Origin of the sequence: Lachnoclostridium sp. An138 (assembly GCF_002160765.1) — a bacterium.
GTDB classification, from domain to species: Bacteria; Bacillota; Clostridia; order Lachnospirales; family Lachnospiraceae; genus Laedolimicola; species Laedolimicola faecalis.
The window spans coordinates 1-19,706 of sequence record NZ_NFLF01000013.1; the positions used below are offsets into that span (position 1 = coordinate 1).

Sequence of the window (19,706 nt, forward strand, 5' to 3'; positions counted from 1 at the left end):
TGCAAAGCGGCGGCGCGGTCTTTCAGTTCCCGCTGTTCCTGCTCATAGTCTGCCGACAGTTCCATGAAACGCTCGTCGCTGATTTTGCCGTTCACATTGTCCTCATACAGCCGCTTGATTATGCGGCTCACTTCAGAAATGCGCTCCTGTGCCTGTTCAAGCTGCTTCGTGGCTGCGGCGGTCTTTCTCTTGCCGCCGATCTCGTTCTGCTGGATAAGCAGCTTCACAAAGCGGCTCTCATGCTTGGCGGCATACTCGGTCACTTGCCGGAGATTGGAGAGGACACCGGCGGTCAACAGGTCGGTGCGGATAAAGTGCGCCGTACAGTCGCGGGTGCGCTTCTTGTAGCTGCCGCAGATGTAACAGTCCTGCTTGCGGTTCTTGTTCTGATACCGCTGCTGGTACATCACATGGCCGCAGTCGGCGCAGAACAGCATACCGGAGAACAGCCCCACTTCATCATAGCGGTTCGGGCGTTTGCGCTGCTTGCGTAACTCCTGCACGCGCTCCCATGTTTCCGTGTCGATAATCGGCTCATGGTGGTTCGGGAAAATGGCCTGCTTCTCGATGGGGTTCTCTACGCTGTGCTTGGTCTTGTAAGAGGGCTTCTCCGTCTTGAAGTTTACCAGACAGCCGGTGTACTCCCGGTTTTCCAACAGGTGGACAACGGTATTTGTCGCCCATTTGCACTCATAGCCGGGGTGATAGCGGCGTGTGCTGCCAGTCCGCTGATATTCCAGCGTCCCCGGCGTGGGGATTTGCTGCTCCGTAAGCATACGGGCAATCTTGGTCGGGCCGTTCCCGGCAAGGCAAAGCTGGTATATCTGCTTGACTACCGGCGCGGTTTCCTCGTCAACGATATAGTTCTCGTCCTCGTCCATGAGGTAGCCATACACCGGCTTGCTGGTAACGGGCTTGCCGCTCATGCCTTTTGCTCGTTTTACTGCCTTGATTTTCTTGCTCGTATCTCTCACCAGCCATTCGTTGAACAGATTTCGCAGAGGGGTAAAATCGTTGTCCATGCCGCCGTTTGCGCTGTCCACATTGTCGTTGACAGCGATAAAACGCACTCCCTTTTGAGGGAACAGCATTTCCGTGTAAAATCCCACCTGCAAGTAGTTACGCCCTAACCGGCTCATGTCCTTGACGATGACCGTACCCACTTTCCCGGCTTCAATGTCTGCAAGCATGGCTTGAAAACCGGGCCTTTGAAAGTTCGCGCCGGAATAGCCGTCGTCGGTGTACCAGCGCAGGTTGGTAAAGCCATTCTGTTTTGCAAAGGTTTCGAGTATCCGTTTTTGGTTCGATATGGAATTACTCTCGCCTTGCAATTCGTCCTCATGGGACAATCTCGGATAAAGGGCGGTAATGAGGTTTTGGGTGGCTTGTCTTAACATAAAATCCTCCGTTTCCGACAGCCAGCCCCACTATTCCGTGGTTTCATTGTACCACGGAACAGGGCTGGTTGTATAGCGGCAAAAGTGTCAAATCTGCTTCTTTACAGCTTGTCAAATCGCCGGTTTTTGTGTAGCAGCGGCTTCCGCTTCCAGTACCCGCGCCATTTTGTCGGCGGCGGTGGTGGTAGTGTCTTTCTTGAAATAGCCGGACACGACAAGGACGGAATTGCCCATGCGGATTTCCGTCACACAGTCGGGGCGGCGGGCGGTGCGGGTGTCGGGCTGCTTGTTATCTGCCATAGGCAATACTCCTTTCACTCGTTCATCAGTTCTTTCAAAAGCCCCAGCTTGTCCTGTGCGGCCTTTTTGCGGAAATTGCCGCCGGTACAGCACACCGGGGGACACATTTCCAGCACCCGGTCATAAATCCGGGAATGGGCGGTGTCTTTTGGGTGCTGCAACTCTGAAAGCGTGAGGTTGGTCGTGACGATCAGCGGCTTGCGGCTGCGGTAACGGCTGTCAATCACATGGAAAACCTGTTCCAGCCCGTATTCTGTCCCGCGCTCCATACCGAAGTCGTCAAGGATTAGCAGCGGATAGCGGCAAAGACGGGAAATATATTCATTCCTGCCCTCAAAGCTGGCGGCAAGGTCATTGAGGATAAGGGCAAAATTCGTCATATAGACGGGGATTTCTTTCTCCATGAGGGCGTTTGCGATACAGCCCGCAAGGTAACTCTTGCCGGTGCCGACGCTCCCCCAGAACAGGCAGCCCACATTCCCGGCGTAAGCCCGTTCCCAGTTCTTCACATAGTTGCGCGCCCGGATTGCCTGCGGGTTCTGGCCGTTGTCGTTCTCAAAAGTCCAGTCCCGCATGGCGGGGTCGGTAAAGCCCCGGCGTTTCAAGTCCTCTACGGTGTCAAGGTGCTTTTGCCGTTTCTCGGCGGCTTCCCGTTCCTCGCGGGCGGCTCTCTGGCAGTCGCACTCTGCCGGGTGGCGGTCACGGCCAAAGATAGCGGCCTTGTCCGGCGCAAAATAGGCTTCTTTCGGCTTATGGCACTTGCCGCAGTACAGTAAACCGTCCTCGCCGGTGTAGTCCTCCTGCTCCGGGGTGGTGGCGGTCAATCTGTCAATCATTTCTGAAAATGTGGTGTTCATAGGCTCTCTCCCTCCTTGAATGAGTAATCGGGGACGCCCTGTTTTGCGGCTCCCTTTCTGTCCCGGTCTGCCCACATACGGACAGCGGCGGCATAGTTGCGGTAATCTTTCCCGGTGGCGGCGATATACTGGCTCAATTCCTCGATGAACCGTTCCAGCCTGTCGGGGTACTCTGCCTGCAACTCGTCGTATTCGGTCTGTGACAGAAAAATATTCTGGTATCTGCCAAAAGCTGCGGGCGGCTCCCCACTCGCTCCCATTGTTTGGTTCTCTGTAAGGTTGTTTATAGTAGTTTGGTTAGGGGACGGTTTTCCGACCATCATAAGGTCGGTTTTCTGACCATCAGTAGGTCGGTTTTCCGGCTCTGTGAGGGTCGGATTTCCGGCCATCAGTTGGTCGGAAAACTGTACCTGTGGCACACGCGGCACTTTCACATATAGCCGGTTCGGTGCGGAGAAGCCGCCCCGTTCCCGTTCCAAAAGCCCCGCCATGTCCAGTTCGTTAAGCGCCCCCTTTATGGTGGTGCTGCCTTTATCCAGTATTTCGGCTATCTCCGCGATGGGATAGATAATATAAATCCTGCCCTCGTCGTCCTGCCACTTGTTCTTCTGGGAGAGGGTGGAGCGGTCTAACAGCAGCGCATAGAGCAGCTTGGCGGTCTGGGAAATCTCCATTTTGAACAGGAAACGGGGATAGGGCAGATAGGCGGGCAGCTTCGTGTCTGCCGTGATATAATCAGCGATAGTATCACCTCCCTGTGTTCGGGTTGATTTTGGCGGTTTGTACGCATTTAGAACGCCGTTTCCGGAGGAAAAGGATAAATGTATCGCACACCCTTTGACACCCACGAAAAAAGCCTTGATTTATGCGGGTTTGAAAGGCTCTAAAGCGTGACATTTATGCCTTTGTTTCCGTTTTCGCTCGGCGGCTTTGATTTTCTTCATGCGTCCGGCGCAGTCGGGGCAGTATTTTCCCCGGTTGGATTTGGGGACAAAGGCCGCGCCGCAGACGGCGCACCGTTTCCGGCTCCCCCGGTACAAGAGGGCTGCGGCCAGTTCCCCGTCAAGGGGCAGGACAGCCACACGGAACCACCGGCACATGAGGGAAAGGGAAATGCTCTGGACGCACACGCAAGGCTCCCCGTCATCTAACAGCAGACAGTTCCCTCCATCGTAGTTACAGCACTCATGCACCAGCCGCCGCGCCCGCCGGTGCTGTCGGTAGTCCATGCGGGGCAGCTTATCGTTCATGGCTCTGCTCCTTTCTGCGGCGGGGTTCCTCCCGGCGCAAAATCTGGTCGATGTTCCGCTTGACGGTCTGCAACTCCGCATACCGCTGTTTCTGTTCGTGGTAGGTGTTATACAGGCCGGATTTCTTGGAAACAAGCTGCTCGATCTCGTCCCGCAACGCTTTCCGGGCGGGCAGCTTGGTAATACCATGCGCCTTGAAATACCGGGCGGCTGCGTCGGCTATGATAAAGTCGCTCTCATGCGCCTGCCGGTATGCGGCGCGGGCTTTCTCGGATTTCTGCGCTTTCAGCCCGTCGCGGGCGGGCTTGGTCTTGGCGTAGGCAAGCACCTGCCGCTGCAATTCCTTTTTCCCTTGCAGCTTCGTTTCCAGTGCTTTCAGTTCGCCGCTGGTCTGGCGCATTTCCTGATAGGCAGTATCAACGGCGGCTTCTAACTGCTCCGGGGAAGTAAAGCCGTATTCCTGATACACATTCAGCGTCGCGGCCATCTGTTTGAGGTTGTGCATGGTCGCCCAGCGTTCATAGCCCCGGCCTTTGCCCTCGGCTTTCTTCTGCTCAATGTCCACAAGCCGCTGCACATTCGGGGCGGTTCGGGCGGCTCTGTCTGCCCGCAGTTGGTCTTTGATAGAGGGCGGCGTACTGGATATAGCTGCGGCCTTTTCTGCGGTTCTGGCGGCGTTCTGTTCCAAAACGGCAAGGACAGCGGCGCGTTCAAAATCGTCGCCCAGCTTGCGGGCGGTAATGGGCTTTGTCCTGTCTGGCGTGAGGTAACTAAGCCGCCCCCGGCTCTCCTTGACGGCCACGCCCTCCCGCAGCAGCAGAGAGGAAAAGTCCTCGAATGAGGCCGCCGCAGACAGCGCGGCGCGTATGGTCTGCCGCAGCTTCTCCTTGTTCGTTTCAAACTTGGTCTGCCGGGGCGTGATACCGCCTGCAATCATGGGGGCGTTCTGCTTATCCAGCGCGGCCTGTCCCTTTTTCTGCGCCCAATACTCTCGGTCTGTGACGCGGTTCTTGCTGCCGTTCAAGAGGTCGATTTGATAAAGCCCCTCCCGGTGGCACATCTCCATGACTTCGGACTTGAAGTAGCGCAAGGCCGCGTCGGTACAGCGGTGCTTGCACCCGGCTTTCGTGTCGGCTGGCCTGTCCATGTAGGGCAGGAACGGCACTTCCTCAATCCGCAGGCTGTTAATGACGATATGCACATGGATATTGCCGCTGTGGTTATGCCCGTCCGGGTGAGTGCATACAAGGGCTTGGTGGCCGGGGAAATGTTCGGCGCAAAACTTCTCGCCCAATGCCTGCGCCCGGTCTACGGTCAAGCCGTTGTCCGGCCCGTCCCGTGGGTCAAAGCTGATGATATAGTGGTGGCTTTTCACATCTTCCCGCCGCTGGTTTTTCTCATAGCGGAGATTTGCCCGCATACACGCAACGGCAAAATCCTCCCCGCCGCAGTTCAGCGTGGACAGCCGGTAGTCCTCGCGGGGGATAAGCCTGCCGGTTTCATCAAGGACGGGCTTCATGGTAAACTCGTCATGCTCAAACAGCAGATACTGTTCGGCGGCTCCGTAGTCGGCGTTTTTAGAGTTGATATGCTTGAGTGTTGCCAACCGCGTCACCTACTTTCTGTAAGACTTCATACTTGAGGGCGGCAAGGTCGGCTATGGCGGCGCGTACCTCGCCGGACAGCGCGTTGTAGGGTGCGCCGTACTCGTTCAGACACCGGGCTATCTGGTTAAGGTTGCCGCCGATTTTGCCGTACTCGGCTGTGAGTTTCCCGACAGCGGAAAGCAGCTCGTCATTGACCGCTGATACATGGATAACGGGGCGTATGGCGGTGCGCCGTATCGCCTGCCGGAGAAATTCGGACTGGCTGATACCATAGGGCGCAAGCCGCGCTGTGAAGTCGGCGTATTCATCTTCGGACAGCCGGGTTTTCACAACGCGGCTGCGGTGGGGTGTGTTGTATCGCTTCGGCATAGGCTGAAAACCTCCTCTCACTATTCCTATTGCTGAATTTTTTCGGATTTTGGGCGGAGAATTTTTCCCCTCACTCCTCCTATTGGGCAACTTTTTTCTACTTTGGGCGGAGAAATCTCTCTACCCCTTTCATTGCTGAACTTTTCGGGAAATAACAAAAATTTTTTTGCGTTTGGGGTAAAAAACTCTCTACTTCTCCCATTGGGCAACTTTTTGGAAAATAACAAAAACTGTTTTCAGTTTTTTCGCCCGCAAGGGCGCAAAGCAGGGTTTGGGGAAGGCACTCCCCAACAAGTTTCCCGCGAGGGGCAAAACCGCAGAATTGCGGATTTTGGCACCGTGGTAGAAACTTGCTCTTAGTAAGCCGCAGACTGCCCCTGTCCGGGCTTTTCCGTACATAGAGCGAACGGGGCGGGGCTTTCAGCCCGCTGTGCGCGGTCTTTTTTTTCTTTCGCCAAAGATACATTCAAAAGGCCGCCAGCTACCCGCTGTCCGGGGATTTTTCAAATTTTCTTTTGCCTTAGTAATCCGGGAAACAGGATTTTGGCAACCTACGGGGCAGAGAATTTTTCCTTTCACTCCCTACAACACTGCGTTTTGAAATTTGCCAAACGGAGCAGGCAGCTTTTTCTGGCTTCACCTACCTACTACGGGTGACTTTGCGATTTTGCCAAATGGACAACAAAAAAAGCAGCAAATCTTTTTCAGACTTACTGCTTTCACTGGCCGCTGGTGGGCGGCTGGTATTCAGTTTTGGGGCTTATCGGTCAAAGCGAAACTTGAATAGTGCGGAGATTAGCTGCTGCTTCACATATTCCTCAACCTCGGCGTTAACCTGACCGTGTACTTTGGAAAAGTAGCGGATATATCCGGCATAGTGGGAAAGGACGGTGTCGATTGCGTCCGGGTCGCCCTCATGGGCTTTGACGATTGTTTCATAGGGGAGAAGTTTACTCATGGTCTTTTCCCTCCATGAGCCGCCGTAGCCGCTGCAAGGCAAGCTGGATATGCCGCCCCGCTGTGCTGCGTGTCCGGCCAATATGTACGCCGATCACTCGCTGCGGCTGGCGCAGGAAATAGTAACGGAAAATCTCTTCCTGTGTCTGCTCCGGCAAGAGGGCAAGGGCGGCGGCAAGTTCCGCATGGTACAGAACGGCGGTCTGGCCGCAGGCGGTAAAAAGATATTCTTCAAGCTGCTCCGGTTCGGCAAGCTGGACAAACTTCTCATTCATCAGATAGTCAAGAGAAACTTCCCGTTCCCACCTCCGGCGCAGCTTTAAGATTATATCTATGGCTGCGTGACGAATGACAATCTTGCAAAAGGCATTGAATGTGTACTGGATATGCACTTTGTAGGCTTCATCTTCGGTCATGGAAATTCCCCCTCTCTGAATAATAGTGCGGGGCGGCAGCACTCCTTGCTGTCGCCCCTTGATTGCCTATCTGCAAAGGCGGGCGGGGCTGTCAACGGCGGCGCATATGCGCCGTTCATCTTGACTGTTGACTGGCTCGGCTGGCTTTGCCATTTGAGTGTAATTGCTTATTCTTTTTTTATTTGCAGACTTTTGAGGTAGAACGCCTGCTCCTCCCTTTTCTCTGGCTCACTCTCAAAAGGGTTATGCTGTCTAATTCATTCGTTGTCTTACTATTTCATACATCATTATAGATGCAGCACAACTGACATTGAAAGAACTGGCATAGGAATCTTCAGCCATAGGAATCGTACATAAAACATCACAATATTCCTTAAATGCCTTATTTAATCCCATGGTTTCATTTCCCATCATTAACATAACCGGGGTTTTCAAGTCCTCATGATAGATAGGCTTTTCGTGGTGGGCTGTTGTGCCTATGATCTTAAAGCCAGGGTATTTTATTCTAAGGCTTTCAACGAATTTATATAAATCCTCATTGTGAATGATTCGAATCACCGGAAGATTGAAAAAAGAACCCATCGCCGAAACAATTACATCAGGCTCATACAAATCAACCGCATGTCCAGTAATTATCAACATATCTACTCCCAACGCATCACATGAACGTATCATCGTACCTAAATTTCCTTTATTAGAGGGCCTGTCAAATAACACAATAAATGGATTGGAAGATAACGCAACATTTTCTAACCTGTCTTCCCTCATTTCAATAATAGCCAATAATTCAGAAGTTTCTTCTTTTCCACTTAATTCCTTTAGCAACTGTGCCGTAAGAGTATAATTGACTTCTGTTTTTACTGTTTCTATCATATGTTTTGCCCAGCCTGACAGATTATTCTTGTCATAAATAAAAGAAATAATCTTCCAGTTATTTTTAACCGCTTCATTTAAACTTCTTACGCCTTCAACAATAAATTGATTATATTTATATCTTTTATTTCGATTATGCTTCAATACTTCAAATCTCTGGTAATCATTATTTTTATTTAATATAGAAACAACTTTCATTTCAATACCTGCCTCATCATACTTTGGTTTTCGAATTTTTCACCCATTGTAAGCCCATTTTTGAAAAAATAAGGGAAAATGATTTCCCGGTTTTTCTGTGGCAGGGATAACAGGACGGCGGCAAGTTTTCCATTGGTGAGGATAACTGCCTGACCGCATATCGTTATAGGGTGTTCTTCATGGGGTGCTTCAAAATATTCGTCTGTTGTGCCTAAAGGGTAAAACTTTTCTTCTGTGAGGTATTCAAGGGATATTTCTTTTTGCCGCCGTCTGCTCCTGTCACGCCATGCGTTGATAGCCGCATAGTGTATGACGGTCTTGCAAAGCCATTGAACGTGTACATGATGTGTTCTTTGTATGCTTCTGTGCAAGGCATAGATGATTCCCCCTTTCTCCCACATAGGGCGTTGTATGGTTGACGGGTTTCATTTATAATATCAGAGGGCGGCAGCACCCCTTGCTGTCGCCCCTTGATTGCCTACCAGCAAAGGCGGGCGGGGCTGTCAACAGCGGCGCATATGCGCCGTTTATCTTGACTGCCCGCTGGCTCGGCTGGCTTTCCTATTTGAGTGTAATTGCTTATTCTTTTTTTGTTACTGGAATCCAAATTTCACTGTATGCGTAGTTGGGCTTTTTGTCGTCCATTTTTGTAAAAGAGAAAGAAAACGGCTCTGCCAGTTCATAATCTGCCGTCATAAACCATTCGGAGTAGATTCTTGCCATTGTATCCTGCAAAGTAAACGGGAAGATTCCTTCATTTGGAAAAACTGCCCACGTATGAGCTTTAACAGGAAATGTGTCCAGATTACTGCTAATGTCATTTTTAGTTGTTAAAACTCCAATTAAATGCGTTAATTCACCAGCTTCTTCAAGAAAGTTCGTATCTGATTCATAGGAAACATTTACAGTTTCATATGGCTCAATGTTTTGCAACCGGTGCATTTCTTCTTTCTGTTCCTGTGTTATGCTTTGTGCCAGTTCCAAAATAGCGTTGTTTACTCCCTCATATTGTAACGGCACTCGTTTACTTACACCTGCAAACGTAAAAGCAGGTTTTTCAACAATTTTATATTCCATTAAAGTTCCTCCCTTCATAGTTACAACAAATTGTAACTTTTGGCATGATTTACATTGTTTCAACTTTGCGACTTGTGACGGTAAGATACCGCTCCATTTTTTAAAGGCACGTGTAAATCCGTCTACGGATTGATACCCATATTGATAAGCGACATCTGTTACCTGCGCCCCCTGCAACAATTCTTTGTTAGCTTCTGAAAGTCGTCTGTTTTTTACATACTCATTCAGCGTCATATTGGTAAGCGCAAAAAATATTTTTCTAAAATGATAATCTGAAACATTTATATGCTCAGAAATCTTCTCAAGTAAAAACTCGTCCTCCAGGTGCGCTTCAATATAGTCCATCGCGTCATTCAATTTCTTTAACACATTGCCCCTCCTTCCGAATAGGAATATCACAATTTAGAAAGATATGCTCGACATTAGCATACAAAATTAGTCGGGTTATAAATAAAGGCCGTTTGCTCAATATAAGTTTACACAAAACCGACTTGAAAACAAAACTAACATAGACTCTCCTTATATTCAAAGATTTTTATCCGTGATAACGCACAAAATATTACGTTATTTTCTGAAACATATGCCGAACCTTATCTAAACGGCTGTTAGGACGGCGTGGCTGCAATACAGGCTCCCCGGAAATTTCTTGGTACCCTTTTAATTCGGTAAGGCAGACGCTTCTCCCATTTGTATAAAAATTTAAATCATTCCTATATTCGCCGATGCAGCGGGCGGGGATTTCTCCCGTAAAAATAACTTCATCATTTTTAAGCAAGGTTGATTCAATCACTGCACAATACTTCGGTGCGTCATTATAAGCCCGTGAAATATATTCCTGCGGTGCAAAAAGGGTAAAGGAAAGGTATGGTTCCAATAATTGTGTTCCTGCTCTTTTCAATGCCTGTTCTAACACGATAGGAGCAAGGGAACGAAAATCTGCGGGGGTACTAACTGGACTGTAATAAACTCCATAGTCAAAACAAATTTCACAATCTGTCACTTCCCAACCGTATAAGCCTTGCTCCATTCCATAACGCACCCCTTCCATAACGGCATTTTGAAAACTTTGGTTTAAATAGCCGAGAGATACTTTGCTTTTAAACCGGGTTCCACTTCCGGCAGGAAGTGGCGTTACAGTTAAGCCAATGGATGCCCAAAACGGATTCGGCGGCACTTCAATATGAATCGTGTAACTGGCTGTTTTTAATGGCCTTTCCAGATAAATGACCGTAGGTTCTTTCACATTTATGTTCACATGGTATCGCTCTACTAACAGAGAGCATACAACCTCTAACTGGACTTTTCCTAAAAAAGAAATGATGATTTCATGCGTTATCGTATCCACATAGTAATGCAACAGCGGATCTGTATCTGCAATTTCCGTCAGGGCATTCAGCAGGAGGTCTCTTTGTTCCTGATTTTGCGGCTCCACCGTCGTCCGAAGCAAAGGAATCGGATTTTTTTCCCATGCCTTGCGCGGCAAAAGTTCTACATTTCCGAGAGTATCATTCAGCTTCAGAGTGTCATTGGTCAAAATAACAATTTCTCCGCAACAGGCTGTGTCCGCCGGTATAATCTCTCCGTTTGACGGAATCCTCATTTCTGTGATTTTTAGTTTTTGATTTTGGGGCAGGAGAATCGTATCCCGTAAATGAAGTGTCCCGCTGTATAACCGCAAATAAACGAGCCGCTTTTTCTGGTCTGTGTACTCGATTTTAAAAACGCTTCCGCATAGCTCGGATTGATCGTTGTCCGCACCAGAAGTAAATGTTTCTGCAATCACTTCAATCAGCTTTTCAGTTCCGATATTGTTCTTTGCACTCCCATGATAAATAGGAAACAGGGAACCGTTTTGCATTCTTCTGCATTTCTCCCTCTGTAAATCTTGTATTTTCAAAGGTTCCCCCGCAATATATTTTTCCAAAAGTTCATCATTTCCAGCAATAATAGAATCCCATTTTTCTATATCCTCAATGTCTGTCAGAGACACTTCCGGAGTGAGCGAAACATCTTGCATAACCATGACATCATCAGAAAGTTTTTCTCTGATATTTTGATAAACGCTCTGTAAGTCAATGCCCTCCTGGTCTATCTTATTTACAAAAATAATCGTTGGGATTTTCATTTTCTGGAGCGCATGGAACAGTACCCGTGTTTGTGCCTGCACGCCGTCCTTTGCGGAAACTACTAAAATTGCTCCGTCAAGAACAGCAAGTGAGCGATATACTTCCGCCAAAAAGTCCATATGGCCGGGGGTATCGACAATATTGATCTTATAATTCTTCCAGCCGAAAGAAGTGACGGCCGTTTGAATGGTAATCCCACGCTGGCGTTCCAACAGCATGGTGTCTGTCCGCGTTGTTCCCTTATCTACACTCCCTAATTCCGGAACGGCTCCGCTGGTATAGAGCAGGCTTTCTGTCAAAGTCGTTTTTCCTGCGTCTACATGAGCAAGAATGCCGATATTGATTATTTTCATGTGTTTGTCCTCCATTCAGCCCCCAAAGGGCATAAAAATCCCCAGCAGCAAAATACTTTTACCGCTGGGGATATAGCGAATAGACATACACATACATACAACGCACTGCAAGCAGCGGTCGCTCTTTTGATATGTCAAATATATAAGGCAAAAGTATTCTTAAAAAGGGTACAAAAAACTAAGCCCCTTGCAAGGGACGGTTACAATTCTTTGTTCCCACTATTTGATTATAGTTAATTAAGAATACCTTGCCGCATATTTTTAACTCCTTACTTGGAATAGAAATATTATAGCATATCGGCATTGAAAAAGAAAGTCCTGAAACAAAATTTACGGAATAGTAGGCTGCTGTCTATCAATCTCTTGTGTGTTTCTTTATGACACATGAGCATTCGCGCCGGGGTTGTCGTTGCCGTAACCTTCCAGCAGGTTGATGACGCCCCAGATGCCCAGACCGGCACCGAGGGCGATAACGAGGGTCTGAAGAACGGTGATAGCCTGATTGAAAAATGCCATATACAAAATTAGCCGGAATCATTTGAAAAGGTTGATTTAGTCATTCATAGGCATACAAAAGCCGGAACAATCTGCCGCCCGGTTTCCGGGGGCTGATTCCGGCTGTCCTCCTTTTTTCATTATTTTTTGGTGATTGTCCGCTTTGTACGCCAATGGCCCCAAAGGGGCGGTTGAGGCGGGTAGATACGATCACTCCTTTCACAGCGGAACAGATTTACGCGCCCTCTGCGTCTACTTCGTACACATCGTAGACCTCGTTGGGCTTGAGTTTGAGCCGGGTGGACAGGAACGCCTCGATGTCAAAGGCATTCTTGGGGTCCGCGTCGGCGGTGTATGGGTAATTGGGGTGCTTGGTGATGTCGTACTTGTCCGAGAGGAAAGGCCGCACACCACGCAGCTGGAGGATACACTTGCCGCCGTCCATGACGGCCAGTTCATCCTGGCTCATAAGCTCTTTGCCGAGCTTCTGGTAGTTGAGAGAGTGGGAGGTTTCCCGCCCACGGTTCTCGCCGGTGTTGTAGGTGTCGATGGTCTCCTTGCCCAGCACGGCGGCCAGCTCCTTGAGGGTGGTCGGCTCCTTGCCGCCCAGGAAGATGGAGGTATCCATGTTGCCGATGATGGTATCGGCGTTGTCCTTGTAAATAGCTTTGAGCTGGGACTGTGCTTGCAGCACCAGGCAGGCGGAAATCTCACGACTGCGGATGGTGGCGACCAGTTTCTCCAGCTTGGGAATCTGGCCGATGTTGGCGCACTCGTCAATGAGACACCGCACATGAACCGGCAGCCGCCCGCCGTACACATCGTCCGCTTTTTCGCAGAGCAGATTGAACAGCTGGGTGTAGCACATGGAGATCAGGAAGTTAAAGCTATCGTCGGTGTCACTCATAATGAGGAACAGGGCGGTTTTTTGGTCTCCCAGGGTGTCCAGCTCCAGCTCGTCGTAGGAAGTGACCTCCCGCAACTCCGCAATGTCGAACACGGCGAGGCGCGCGCCGCAGGAAATCAGAATGGATTTTGCGGTTTTGCCAGCAGCCAGCTTGTACTTCTTGTACTGGCGGACGGCGAAGTGGTTGGGCTTCTCCGCCTCCAGCGCGTCAAACATCAGGTCCACCGGGTTCTTGAACTCCTCGTCATCCTCCCGGACCTCCATCGCGTTGATGAACTCGATGAGGGTGGAGAAATTCTGTTCCTCCACCGGAGCCTCGTAGTGGATATACCCGATAAGGGCGCAGTACAGCAGCGTCTCCGCCTTGACCCAAAAATCGTCCCCGGCCTTGCCCTCTCCCTTGGTATTGGCGATCAGCGTCGTGACCAGCTTCAAAATGTCTTTCTCGCTGTGAATATACGAAAAAGGGTTGTAGTGCATACTTTTTTTGAAGTTGATGGTGTTGAGGACTTTGATCCGGTACGGCTCATAGATGACCTTGCCGCGCTTATCCTTCATGGGCTTGCCGTCCTTGCCCAGCTTGGGGGTGCCGCGCTGAAGCATTTTGCCGCACTCCACCAGGATGGTGCCTTTGGGGTCTGTCACCACATAAGAGCTGTGCATCTGCATCAGGTTCGGCTTCAGCCAAAACCGGGTCTTGCCGGAACCGGAGCCGCCGATCACCAGAACATTTTTGTTTCTGGCGGTCTTAGGGTCCTTGGGGCGGCTGTTCATGGTCAGGCTCTCGGTTTTCGTCAGAATCACATTGTTCTGGAACACCGGGTCGATGTAAGGCGCGATGTCCTCATGGGTTCCCCATCGGGCGGACCCGTACTCCATGCCGTGGCGATACTTCTTGGCGTTCTTGCTTTTAAGATAGACCGCCAGCCGCAGGCCAGCGCCGCAGCACAGGCCCACCAGCAGGTCCAGGGGGTGCAGGCTGGGCCACCAGCTGGCCAGCGCCACCGGCAGCGTGGAGAAGAACGAGAGCATTTTTGCCGAAGCGTCCGCACCCACGGCCATCCGCCACGCCTCCCCGAAGTTGGTAGCAAACAGCCCCATCAGGATATAGGGCAAATTCAGCAAAAGGGGCTTCTTGATGTCCAGCTGCTTTTTCATCGTTCCAGCTCCTTCCGCTTGTTCCGGTCCACGACGGCGTGTTTCACCAGCTCTTTGAACTGGCTCAGCTTTGCCAGCACGGACGGACGCTCTGTTTTTTGCGCCTTTCTGACCTTCTTGCCGGTGTACTCGGTAAAGGCAGCGGTCAGGGCATCCGCATCCCGGCCTTTGAAAAAGATCAGGTACTTGGGCGGGGAGTTGCTGCGGTCCTTCTTCACCGCATAGTCCACGCCGTATTTCCGGGCGATCTTCTCAAACTCCTTGATGGAGGGGTCGGTGATCTCGATGTTGGAAACACCCTGATTCTGGCCGATCAGCTGTTTCACGGTCTGCTTGCCGTGGGGAATTACGGGGGTATCCCGGCTTTTCTGCTTTTGCAGCTTCTTTTCCTTGCGGTAGGCAAGGTACTTGGTGATGGCGGCTTTCAACAGCCGCCCGGTGAACTTCGTTCCGCTGACTGCCAGCGTCAAAGTCCTGTTTTCCACTTCCTCCTGCATTTTTCTCGCCTCCTTTCCACGGATTTTGCAGGGGTGGCGCTTGATACTAAGGCGGGACCACCAGCCGCCGCAGCAGGTGTTTCAGTATGGCAGGCTCCTTTCAGCGCAGCTGGTCGGAGCGGTCATAGTACAGATGGCCCTGGCGCACCTTGGCATGGCTGAGAATCTTGATGTGGCCCTTTTCCTGGTTCTCCAGGCTTTTCTGGTATCCGGCCTCCGTCAGAAACAGGCGGGTTCGTTCGCCTTTCCAGCCCACCGGGGAATCATAGGTCAGCACATCGAAAATAATCATGTGCCGGGTGTCCTCGGCAAACCGCTCCAAATCCATGTAATCATGGCCGTGATAGTTCTGCGCCCCGGCCTTGAGGCGCATTTCCTCCATCAGCTGGCCCACAGTCTTACGCTCAGGCATGGCGTGCGCCTCCTTTCCCGCGCCCCTGGCCATTCACGGTCAAAATGCCGTCCAGGGTGGTGGCGGTGATCCGCAGGCGCTCGGCGGTGGCAATGTCATTCTTCACAGTCTCGTCGATACCGTGGCCGCAGACCACCAGCACATGGGACCGGCGCAGGTAGTCCCGCGCCATATCCAGCCCGTCCTTGTGTTCCTGGGGGATTTCGTCCTTCAGAAAAGTAGGCAGGAACAGCACCGGGCAGATGGGCGAATACCCGGCGTCGTACACCTGGCGGCAGTAGGCCGCAGCGTTCTCGGCGTTCTCATACTGGCTGTTGCTCCAGGGAGCCGTAATGTAAGCAAGGGGTCGTTTCATGGCAAAATCCTTTCTCCCGGTGTGTCCGGGCAGCAGAAAAGCGGCTGTTTACCAGCCGCCTGCGTACATATCGTGGTTGACTTGTGCGGTGTAGTGATTGCTGATCGTGGTCGGCGCATTGAACAGCACCGCAAGCAGATACTGCTTCATGTTGCGGATTTCGGTGGTATTGTTCCGCAGGCACTCCATGACAAACTCGATGTGGGAGCTGTCCAGCTTCAAAAACCGGGAACGGACCACCTCATGGGGGAAGTCGCTGCCAGCGATCCGGGTGGTTTTCCGCTTGGCGCAGACGGTCTCCACCATCAGCTCCACGATCTCGTCCAGGTCCTCCCGGTAGGTGGTAAACTCCCGGCACAGGTGGTCATACTCGATGTTCTCCAAAATCAAATCCCGATAACTTTCCATCTCTGAGACAGACATCGCATCCCTTCCTTTCCGTTCCGGCAGCTGTGCTGCCGCTGGCTCCCGGAAGGGAATGGAATCGGTACTTGATCCCTGAGTAATTAATTTTTGGGTATTTGATTTCTCTATATTTAATTCTGCGGGCTTTTCCGTATCCGGTTTATCCAGATACGGGTTTTCCGTATCTGGTGAAGCCGTATCCGGCTGGGGCGTTTCCGGCTGCTGGGGCTGCTCATAGATGACATACTCGGTGTCGCTGATCCGACCCTGCCGGTCCCGCAGCTGGTGGCGCACGATGTAACCGGCGGTTTCCAGTTCCCGCAGCGCATTACCGATGGCGTCCACACCCTCCTTGCAGATTTTTGCAAGGCCACGGGTGGTATAGTTCCAGTCATCCGGCAGGGACAGCATCATGGAAAGCAACCCCTTGGCCTTCAGCGACAATTCATGGTTCCGCAGGTGATGATTACTCATTACCGTATAGTCGCGGGTTCTTTCAATCCGAAAGACCGCCATTGACTTCACTCCTTCCTGTTCTCAGGGCATGAAAAAAGCCACAATCTTTCGTGAAAAAGACTGTGGCGTTCAGCTGTTCTTGATTTTCGTGTTCTTCCGGGGCCGGTAGGGACGCTTGGGCAGCGGCGGCTGGTCGAACAACGATTCATGCCCCGAAAACGGGAGGGTCTGCAAAACCCGGTCAATGTCGGTGGATTCCATGTCATATTGGGACTGGCAGTTTTCCCGGATAGCATCCTTGATGCTCTGGACAGTACACATATTCATTCCTTTCCTTTCGTAGTGATGATGGGTTTACGGGTGGCGGCGGCGCTTGTCCGGCTTGAAGTCGAGGACATGGCCCTCGATCACACGGGCATACCGCTTGATTTTGATTTCCCGGCGCTTCTGGCTTACGAGGGCGGCCTGATACCCGTCCTCGGTGAGAAACAGCCGCATTTCATCGCCGGGGCTACCGTAGGAACAGGGACGCAGGATGGAAAACTCGATCATCCAGCGGGTGTTATCCTGAAAACGCTCTACGGCCAAAATGTTGTGTCCTTTCAGCTCACGGGCTGAAATATCCCTCATAGGCGGCTCCTTTCATCGTTCCTGGTCTCTCTGGCGCTTCTTCTGCCACCCCTCCAGCAGCTTGATGATGGTCTCCTGCATCCGCTGGGGCGTGTAGCTCTTGGGAAAATACTTCCGCAGGATGTCAGCAGAAAGGGTCACTTTGTCGAGATCGCTTTTCTTTTCCTCGCCCATAATGACGCGCATCATATCGAGGGTCAGATGTCCCTCCTGGCTGTATTTCTTGAGCCGCTGGGCCTGGGAGAGAGAGGGGGTAGCCTGTTCGCTGTCCATCGCGTCCAGCAAGTCCCGCTGTTCCTCTTTTTTGAGGAAAGACAGCTCATAGGCCGGATTGAGGGCGATTTTCTTTTCATCTACCATATTCAGCAGTTCGGGGATCAGCTCCGTCAGACGGATATACCGCTTGATCTGTGATTTGCTATCCGGGCTGTTTTCTGCAATTTTTTCTGCCGCAGTCAACTTCGGCCCAACTTGGGCCGAAGTTAAATCGGTCCTTTCTCCCTGCCGTTTGATAGCTTCCAGCTTCATGCGGTAAGCCCATGCCTTTTCGCTGGGCAAAACATCTTCACGCTGGATATTTGCGTCCACCATCTCAATGACGGCTTCTTCATCGTTCATCTCCCGGATAATGACGGGCATATCTTCCAAACCCGCCAACTCGCTGGCACGGTGCCGCCGATGGCCGGAAATGATCTCATACCCTCCATCCGGGTCGGGGCGCACAAGCCCAGGAGTGCGAACACCGCGCTGCCTGATGCTATCCAGCGTTTCTAACATTTTAGGATCGTCGTCCTTGACACGGTAGGGCTGACCAGCAAAAGGAACTTCTGTCTGCATTGCCGGATAGCCCTTAAAGTAATGGAGCTGTGAAAGCGGGATGCGGACAACGCGCTCCTCACCGGCCTGCTGACGCTCCTGCTCGGTGGTAAACAAATCATCTACCGAGGCCAGCTCTACTTTTTTCGCGCTGCTTTTCAAGTTTTATCACCTCCTGGGTCAGATTTTTGTACCCCTCGGCCACCTTGCCATTGGGGTCATGGGCAAAAATGCTCTTGCCCTCGGCGCTGATTTCCTTTGCCCGGACAGAATGGGGAATTTCGGTGCCGAACACCTTGATTTTGCTGCCGTAGGTCTCTCGCAGCAGAGCGGCGATTTCCTTGGCAAAGTTGGTGCGGTTGTCTACCATCGTCAGCAATATACCGTCGATCTGGAGCTTGGGGTTGATTTGCCGCTTCACCTTATTTACGGTCTGGAGCAGCTGTTCCAGGCCCTTGGCGGGCAGGTACTCCGCCTGGACGGGGATTATGACCCTGTTGGCGGCGGCCAGGGCATTGACCGTGAGCATACCCAGAGAAGGCTGGCAGTCAATCAGGATATGGGAATACTGTCCCTTGAGCGTGTCCAGATACTGCCGCAGGATTGTCTCTCGGCTCATGGCGTTCACCAGGGAGACCTCCATGCCGGAGAGCTGGATGTCGGCGGGCATCAGGTCAACGCCTTCCGGGTGGTGCAGGACACCCTCGCCAGGGCGCAGCGGCTCGTCCATCAGGATACGGCCCATCGCGTCGGACAAGGTAAAGGGTAGCTTGTCCGGCTGAGGGTGGCCCAGGCTGATGGTAAGGCTGCCTTGCGGGTCCCCGTCGATCAGCAGCACTTTCTTCCCGGCCTGGGCCAGCCCGATCCCCAGGTTCGCGCAGGTGGTTGTCTTGCCAACGCCGCCCTTTTGATTGGCGATGGCGATGATTTGCGTGTTCAATGACTTCACCTCATTTCTGAATTGTTCTATGGCTTCTGGAAATAGAAAAAGCCGCCACTTCAAAAATTAAAAGTGACGGCCTTTTCTGATCCCGGAATGAAATGCCCCGGAAACGCAAAAAGCGCCCAGTAAAAAATACTGAGCGCTTGGCGATTAGATTTATTCTGTTGTATTCAAATTAGGTCAGATTATCTCAAACCAATCAGATGAAAATGGCCGATGAAGGAGCAGAAAAAAGCACCTCTCCGAAGGGCAAAAAACGGCCTTCGGTTATCCTATTTGGTAACCACTTTGCCCTCTTTTTACCCTCTTTTTTGCCGGTTATCCACTTGGTAACCACTAAAAATTGGATGAAAATGGGTCTTGTTATATCAAACTTCATCAAACTATATCAAAAGGAAAAGCCCGGAAAACCTTGATTTTCCGGGCTTTTTGAAGCGTTTTGATAAAGTTTAGCGCTTGCTGAACTGGGGAGCGCGACGGGCAGCCTTGAGGCCGTACTTCTTTCTCTCTTTCATTCTCGGGTCACGTGTCAGGTATCCGGCCTTCTTCAGGATCGGACGGTAGTCCGGATCTGCCTGAAGCAGAGCTCTCGCGATGCCGTGACGGATAGCGCCTGCCTGTCCGGTGTAGCCGCCGCCGCGTACATTTACCAGCACGTCAAATTTATCTGCAGTATCGGTCGCTGCCAGGGGCTGGCGAACGATAACCTTCAGGGTCTCAAGACCGAGATACTCGTCGATGTCTCTTTTATTGATCGTAACCTTTCCTGTACCAGGTACCAGGTACACTCTGGCGATAGATTTCTTTCTTCTGCCTGTTCCGTAGAATTTTGAATTAGCCACTGTAGATTTC

General features: G+C 51.4%; 23 protein-coding genes and 1 pseudogene. All 24 read right to left on the reverse strand.

The window, feature by feature from the left end; translation table 11 throughout:
- Window positions 1–1,397: recombinase family protein (locus B5E82_RS11350; protein ID WP_087307755.1), on the reverse strand; the 1,397-nt coding region annotated here is incomplete at its 3' end.
- 111 nt (window positions 1,398–1,508) lie between these two features.
- Entirely contained in the window at window positions 1,509–1,697 is a 189-nt protein-coding gene (locus B5E82_RS11355; RefSeq protein ID WP_066522963.1) for a transposon-encoded TnpW family protein, read from the reverse strand.
- A gap of 14 nt (window positions 1,698–1,711) precedes the next feature.
- Window positions 1,712–2,554, reverse strand: a complete 843-nt coding sequence (locus B5E82_RS11360; protein WP_066522962.1) for an ATP-binding protein — start codon at window positions 2,552–2,554, stop codon at window positions 1,712–1,714.
- A complete protein-coding gene (locus B5E82_RS11365) occupies window positions 2,551–3,285 on the reverse strand; it encodes a replication initiator protein A (protein WP_066522992.1) in 735 nt (244 codons plus the stop codon). Before B5E82_RS11365 ends, B5E82_RS11360 begins: the two co-directional genes overlap by 4 nt.
- 132 nt (window positions 3,286–3,417) lie before the next feature.
- Window positions 3,418–3,804, reverse strand: coding sequence for a cysteine-rich VLP domain-containing protein (locus B5E82_RS11370; RefSeq protein WP_079699043.1), 387 nt, complete (start codon window positions 3,802–3,804; stop codon window positions 3,418–3,420).
- On the reverse strand, window positions 3,794–5,410 hold the full coding sequence (locus B5E82_RS11375; protein WP_066522957.1) for a relaxase/mobilization nuclease domain-containing protein: 1,617 nt from the start codon (window positions 5,408–5,410) through the stop codon (window positions 3,794–3,796). Before B5E82_RS11375 ends, B5E82_RS11370 begins: the two co-directional genes overlap by 11 nt.
- Entirely contained in the window at window positions 5,382–5,780 is a 399-nt protein-coding gene (locus tag B5E82_RS11380) for a plasmid mobilization protein (RefSeq protein ID WP_066522956.1), read from the reverse strand. Before B5E82_RS11380 ends, B5E82_RS11375 begins: the two co-directional genes overlap by 29 nt.
- Window positions 5,781–6,540: 760 nt before the next feature.
- Window positions 6,541–6,738, reverse strand: coding sequence for a helix-turn-helix domain-containing protein (locus B5E82_RS11385; RefSeq protein ID WP_070087581.1), 198 nt, complete (start codon window positions 6,736–6,738; stop codon window positions 6,541–6,543).
- Complete coding sequence (locus B5E82_RS11390) at window positions 6,731–7,153, reverse strand: sigma-70 family RNA polymerase sigma factor (RefSeq protein ID WP_070087582.1); 423 nt, start codon at window positions 7,151–7,153, stop codon at window positions 6,731–6,733. Before B5E82_RS11390 ends, B5E82_RS11385 begins: the two co-directional genes overlap by 8 nt.
- A 252-nt stretch (window positions 7,154–7,405) precedes the next feature.
- Window positions 7,406–8,224 (reverse strand): TrmH family RNA methyltransferase, encoded by an 819-nt coding sequence (locus tag B5E82_RS11400; RefSeq protein WP_070087583.1) that lies wholly within the window; start codon window positions 8,222–8,224, stop codon window positions 7,406–7,408.
- Window positions 8,225–8,286: 62 nt separating this feature from the next.
- Window positions 8,287–8,600, reverse strand: a pseudogene (locus B5E82_RS11405) (sigma-70 family RNA polymerase sigma factor); the annotation flags it as partial.
- Between the two features lie 203 nt (window positions 8,601–8,803).
- Window positions 8,804–9,670 (reverse strand): AraC family transcriptional regulator, encoded by an 867-nt coding sequence (locus tag B5E82_RS11415; protein WP_070087584.1) that lies wholly within the window; start codon window positions 9,668–9,670, stop codon window positions 8,804–8,806.
- 190 nt (window positions 9,671–9,860) lie between these two features.
- Window positions 9,861–11,780, reverse strand: coding sequence for a TetM/TetW/TetO/TetS family tetracycline resistance ribosomal protection protein (gene tet / locus B5E82_RS11420; protein WP_070087585.1), 1,920 nt, complete (start codon window positions 11,778–11,780; stop codon window positions 9,861–9,863).
- 375 nt (window positions 11,781–12,155) lie between these two features.
- The gene (locus tag B5E82_RS11425) at window positions 12,156–12,296 is read right to left on the reverse strand and encodes a Maff2 family mobile element protein (protein ID WP_087173337.1); all 141 of its coding nucleotides are present in this window, start codon (window positions 12,294–12,296) and stop codon (window positions 12,156–12,158) included.
- A gap of 214 nt (window positions 12,297–12,510) precedes the next feature.
- Window positions 12,511–14,340, reverse strand: a complete 1,830-nt coding sequence (locus tag B5E82_RS11435) for a VirD4-like conjugal transfer protein, CD1115 family (protein ID WP_087307669.1) — start codon at window positions 14,338–14,340, stop codon at window positions 12,511–12,513.
- On the reverse strand, window positions 14,337–14,837 hold the full coding sequence (locus tag B5E82_RS11440; protein WP_087307670.1) for a PcfB family protein: 501 nt from the start codon (window positions 14,835–14,837) through the stop codon (window positions 14,337–14,339). Before B5E82_RS11440 ends, B5E82_RS11435 begins: the two co-directional genes overlap by 4 nt.
- A gap of 100 nt (window positions 14,838–14,937) precedes the next feature.
- Entirely contained in the window at window positions 14,938–15,249 is a 312-nt protein-coding gene (locus B5E82_RS11445; protein ID WP_087307671.1) for a DUF5720 family protein, read from the reverse strand.
- On the reverse strand, window positions 15,242–15,604 hold the full coding sequence (locus B5E82_RS11450) for a DUF7768 domain-containing protein (protein ID WP_087307672.1): 363 nt from the start codon (window positions 15,602–15,604) through the stop codon (window positions 15,242–15,244). Before B5E82_RS11450 ends, B5E82_RS11445 begins: the two co-directional genes overlap by 8 nt.
- 48 nt (window positions 15,605–15,652) lie before the next feature.
- Entirely contained in the window at window positions 15,653–16,525 is an 873-nt protein-coding gene (locus B5E82_RS11455) for a DUF6017 domain-containing protein (RefSeq protein ID WP_087307673.1), read from the reverse strand.
- Window positions 16,526–16,594: 69 nt separating this feature from the next.
- The gene (locus B5E82_RS11460; protein ID WP_087307674.1) at window positions 16,595–16,792 is read right to left on the reverse strand and encodes a hypothetical protein; all 198 of its coding nucleotides are present in this window, start codon (window positions 16,790–16,792) and stop codon (window positions 16,595–16,597) included.
- Between the two features lie 27 nt (window positions 16,793–16,819).
- Entirely contained in the window at window positions 16,820–17,095 is a 276-nt protein-coding gene (locus B5E82_RS11465; RefSeq protein ID WP_087307675.1) for a DUF5720 family protein, read from the reverse strand.
- A gap of 12 nt (window positions 17,096–17,107) precedes the next feature.
- Window positions 17,108–18,073: a ParB/RepB/Spo0J family partition protein gene (locus B5E82_RS11470; RefSeq protein WP_087307676.1), complete on the reverse strand. Its 966-nt coding sequence runs from the start codon at window positions 18,071–18,073 to the stop codon at window positions 17,108–17,110.
- On the reverse strand, window positions 18,030–18,851 hold the full coding sequence (locus tag B5E82_RS11475) for a ParA family protein (RefSeq protein ID WP_087307677.1): 822 nt from the start codon (window positions 18,849–18,851) through the stop codon (window positions 18,030–18,032). The genes B5E82_RS11470 and B5E82_RS11475 overlap by 44 nt, the downstream gene beginning before the upstream one ends.
- Window positions 18,852–19,303: 452 nt before the next feature.
- On the reverse strand, window positions 19,304–19,696 hold the full coding sequence (rpsI, locus tag B5E82_RS11485; RefSeq protein ID WP_087307678.1) for a 30S ribosomal protein S9: 393 nt from the start codon (window positions 19,694–19,696) through the stop codon (window positions 19,304–19,306).
- Window positions 19,697–19,706: the final 10 nt, after the last annotated feature.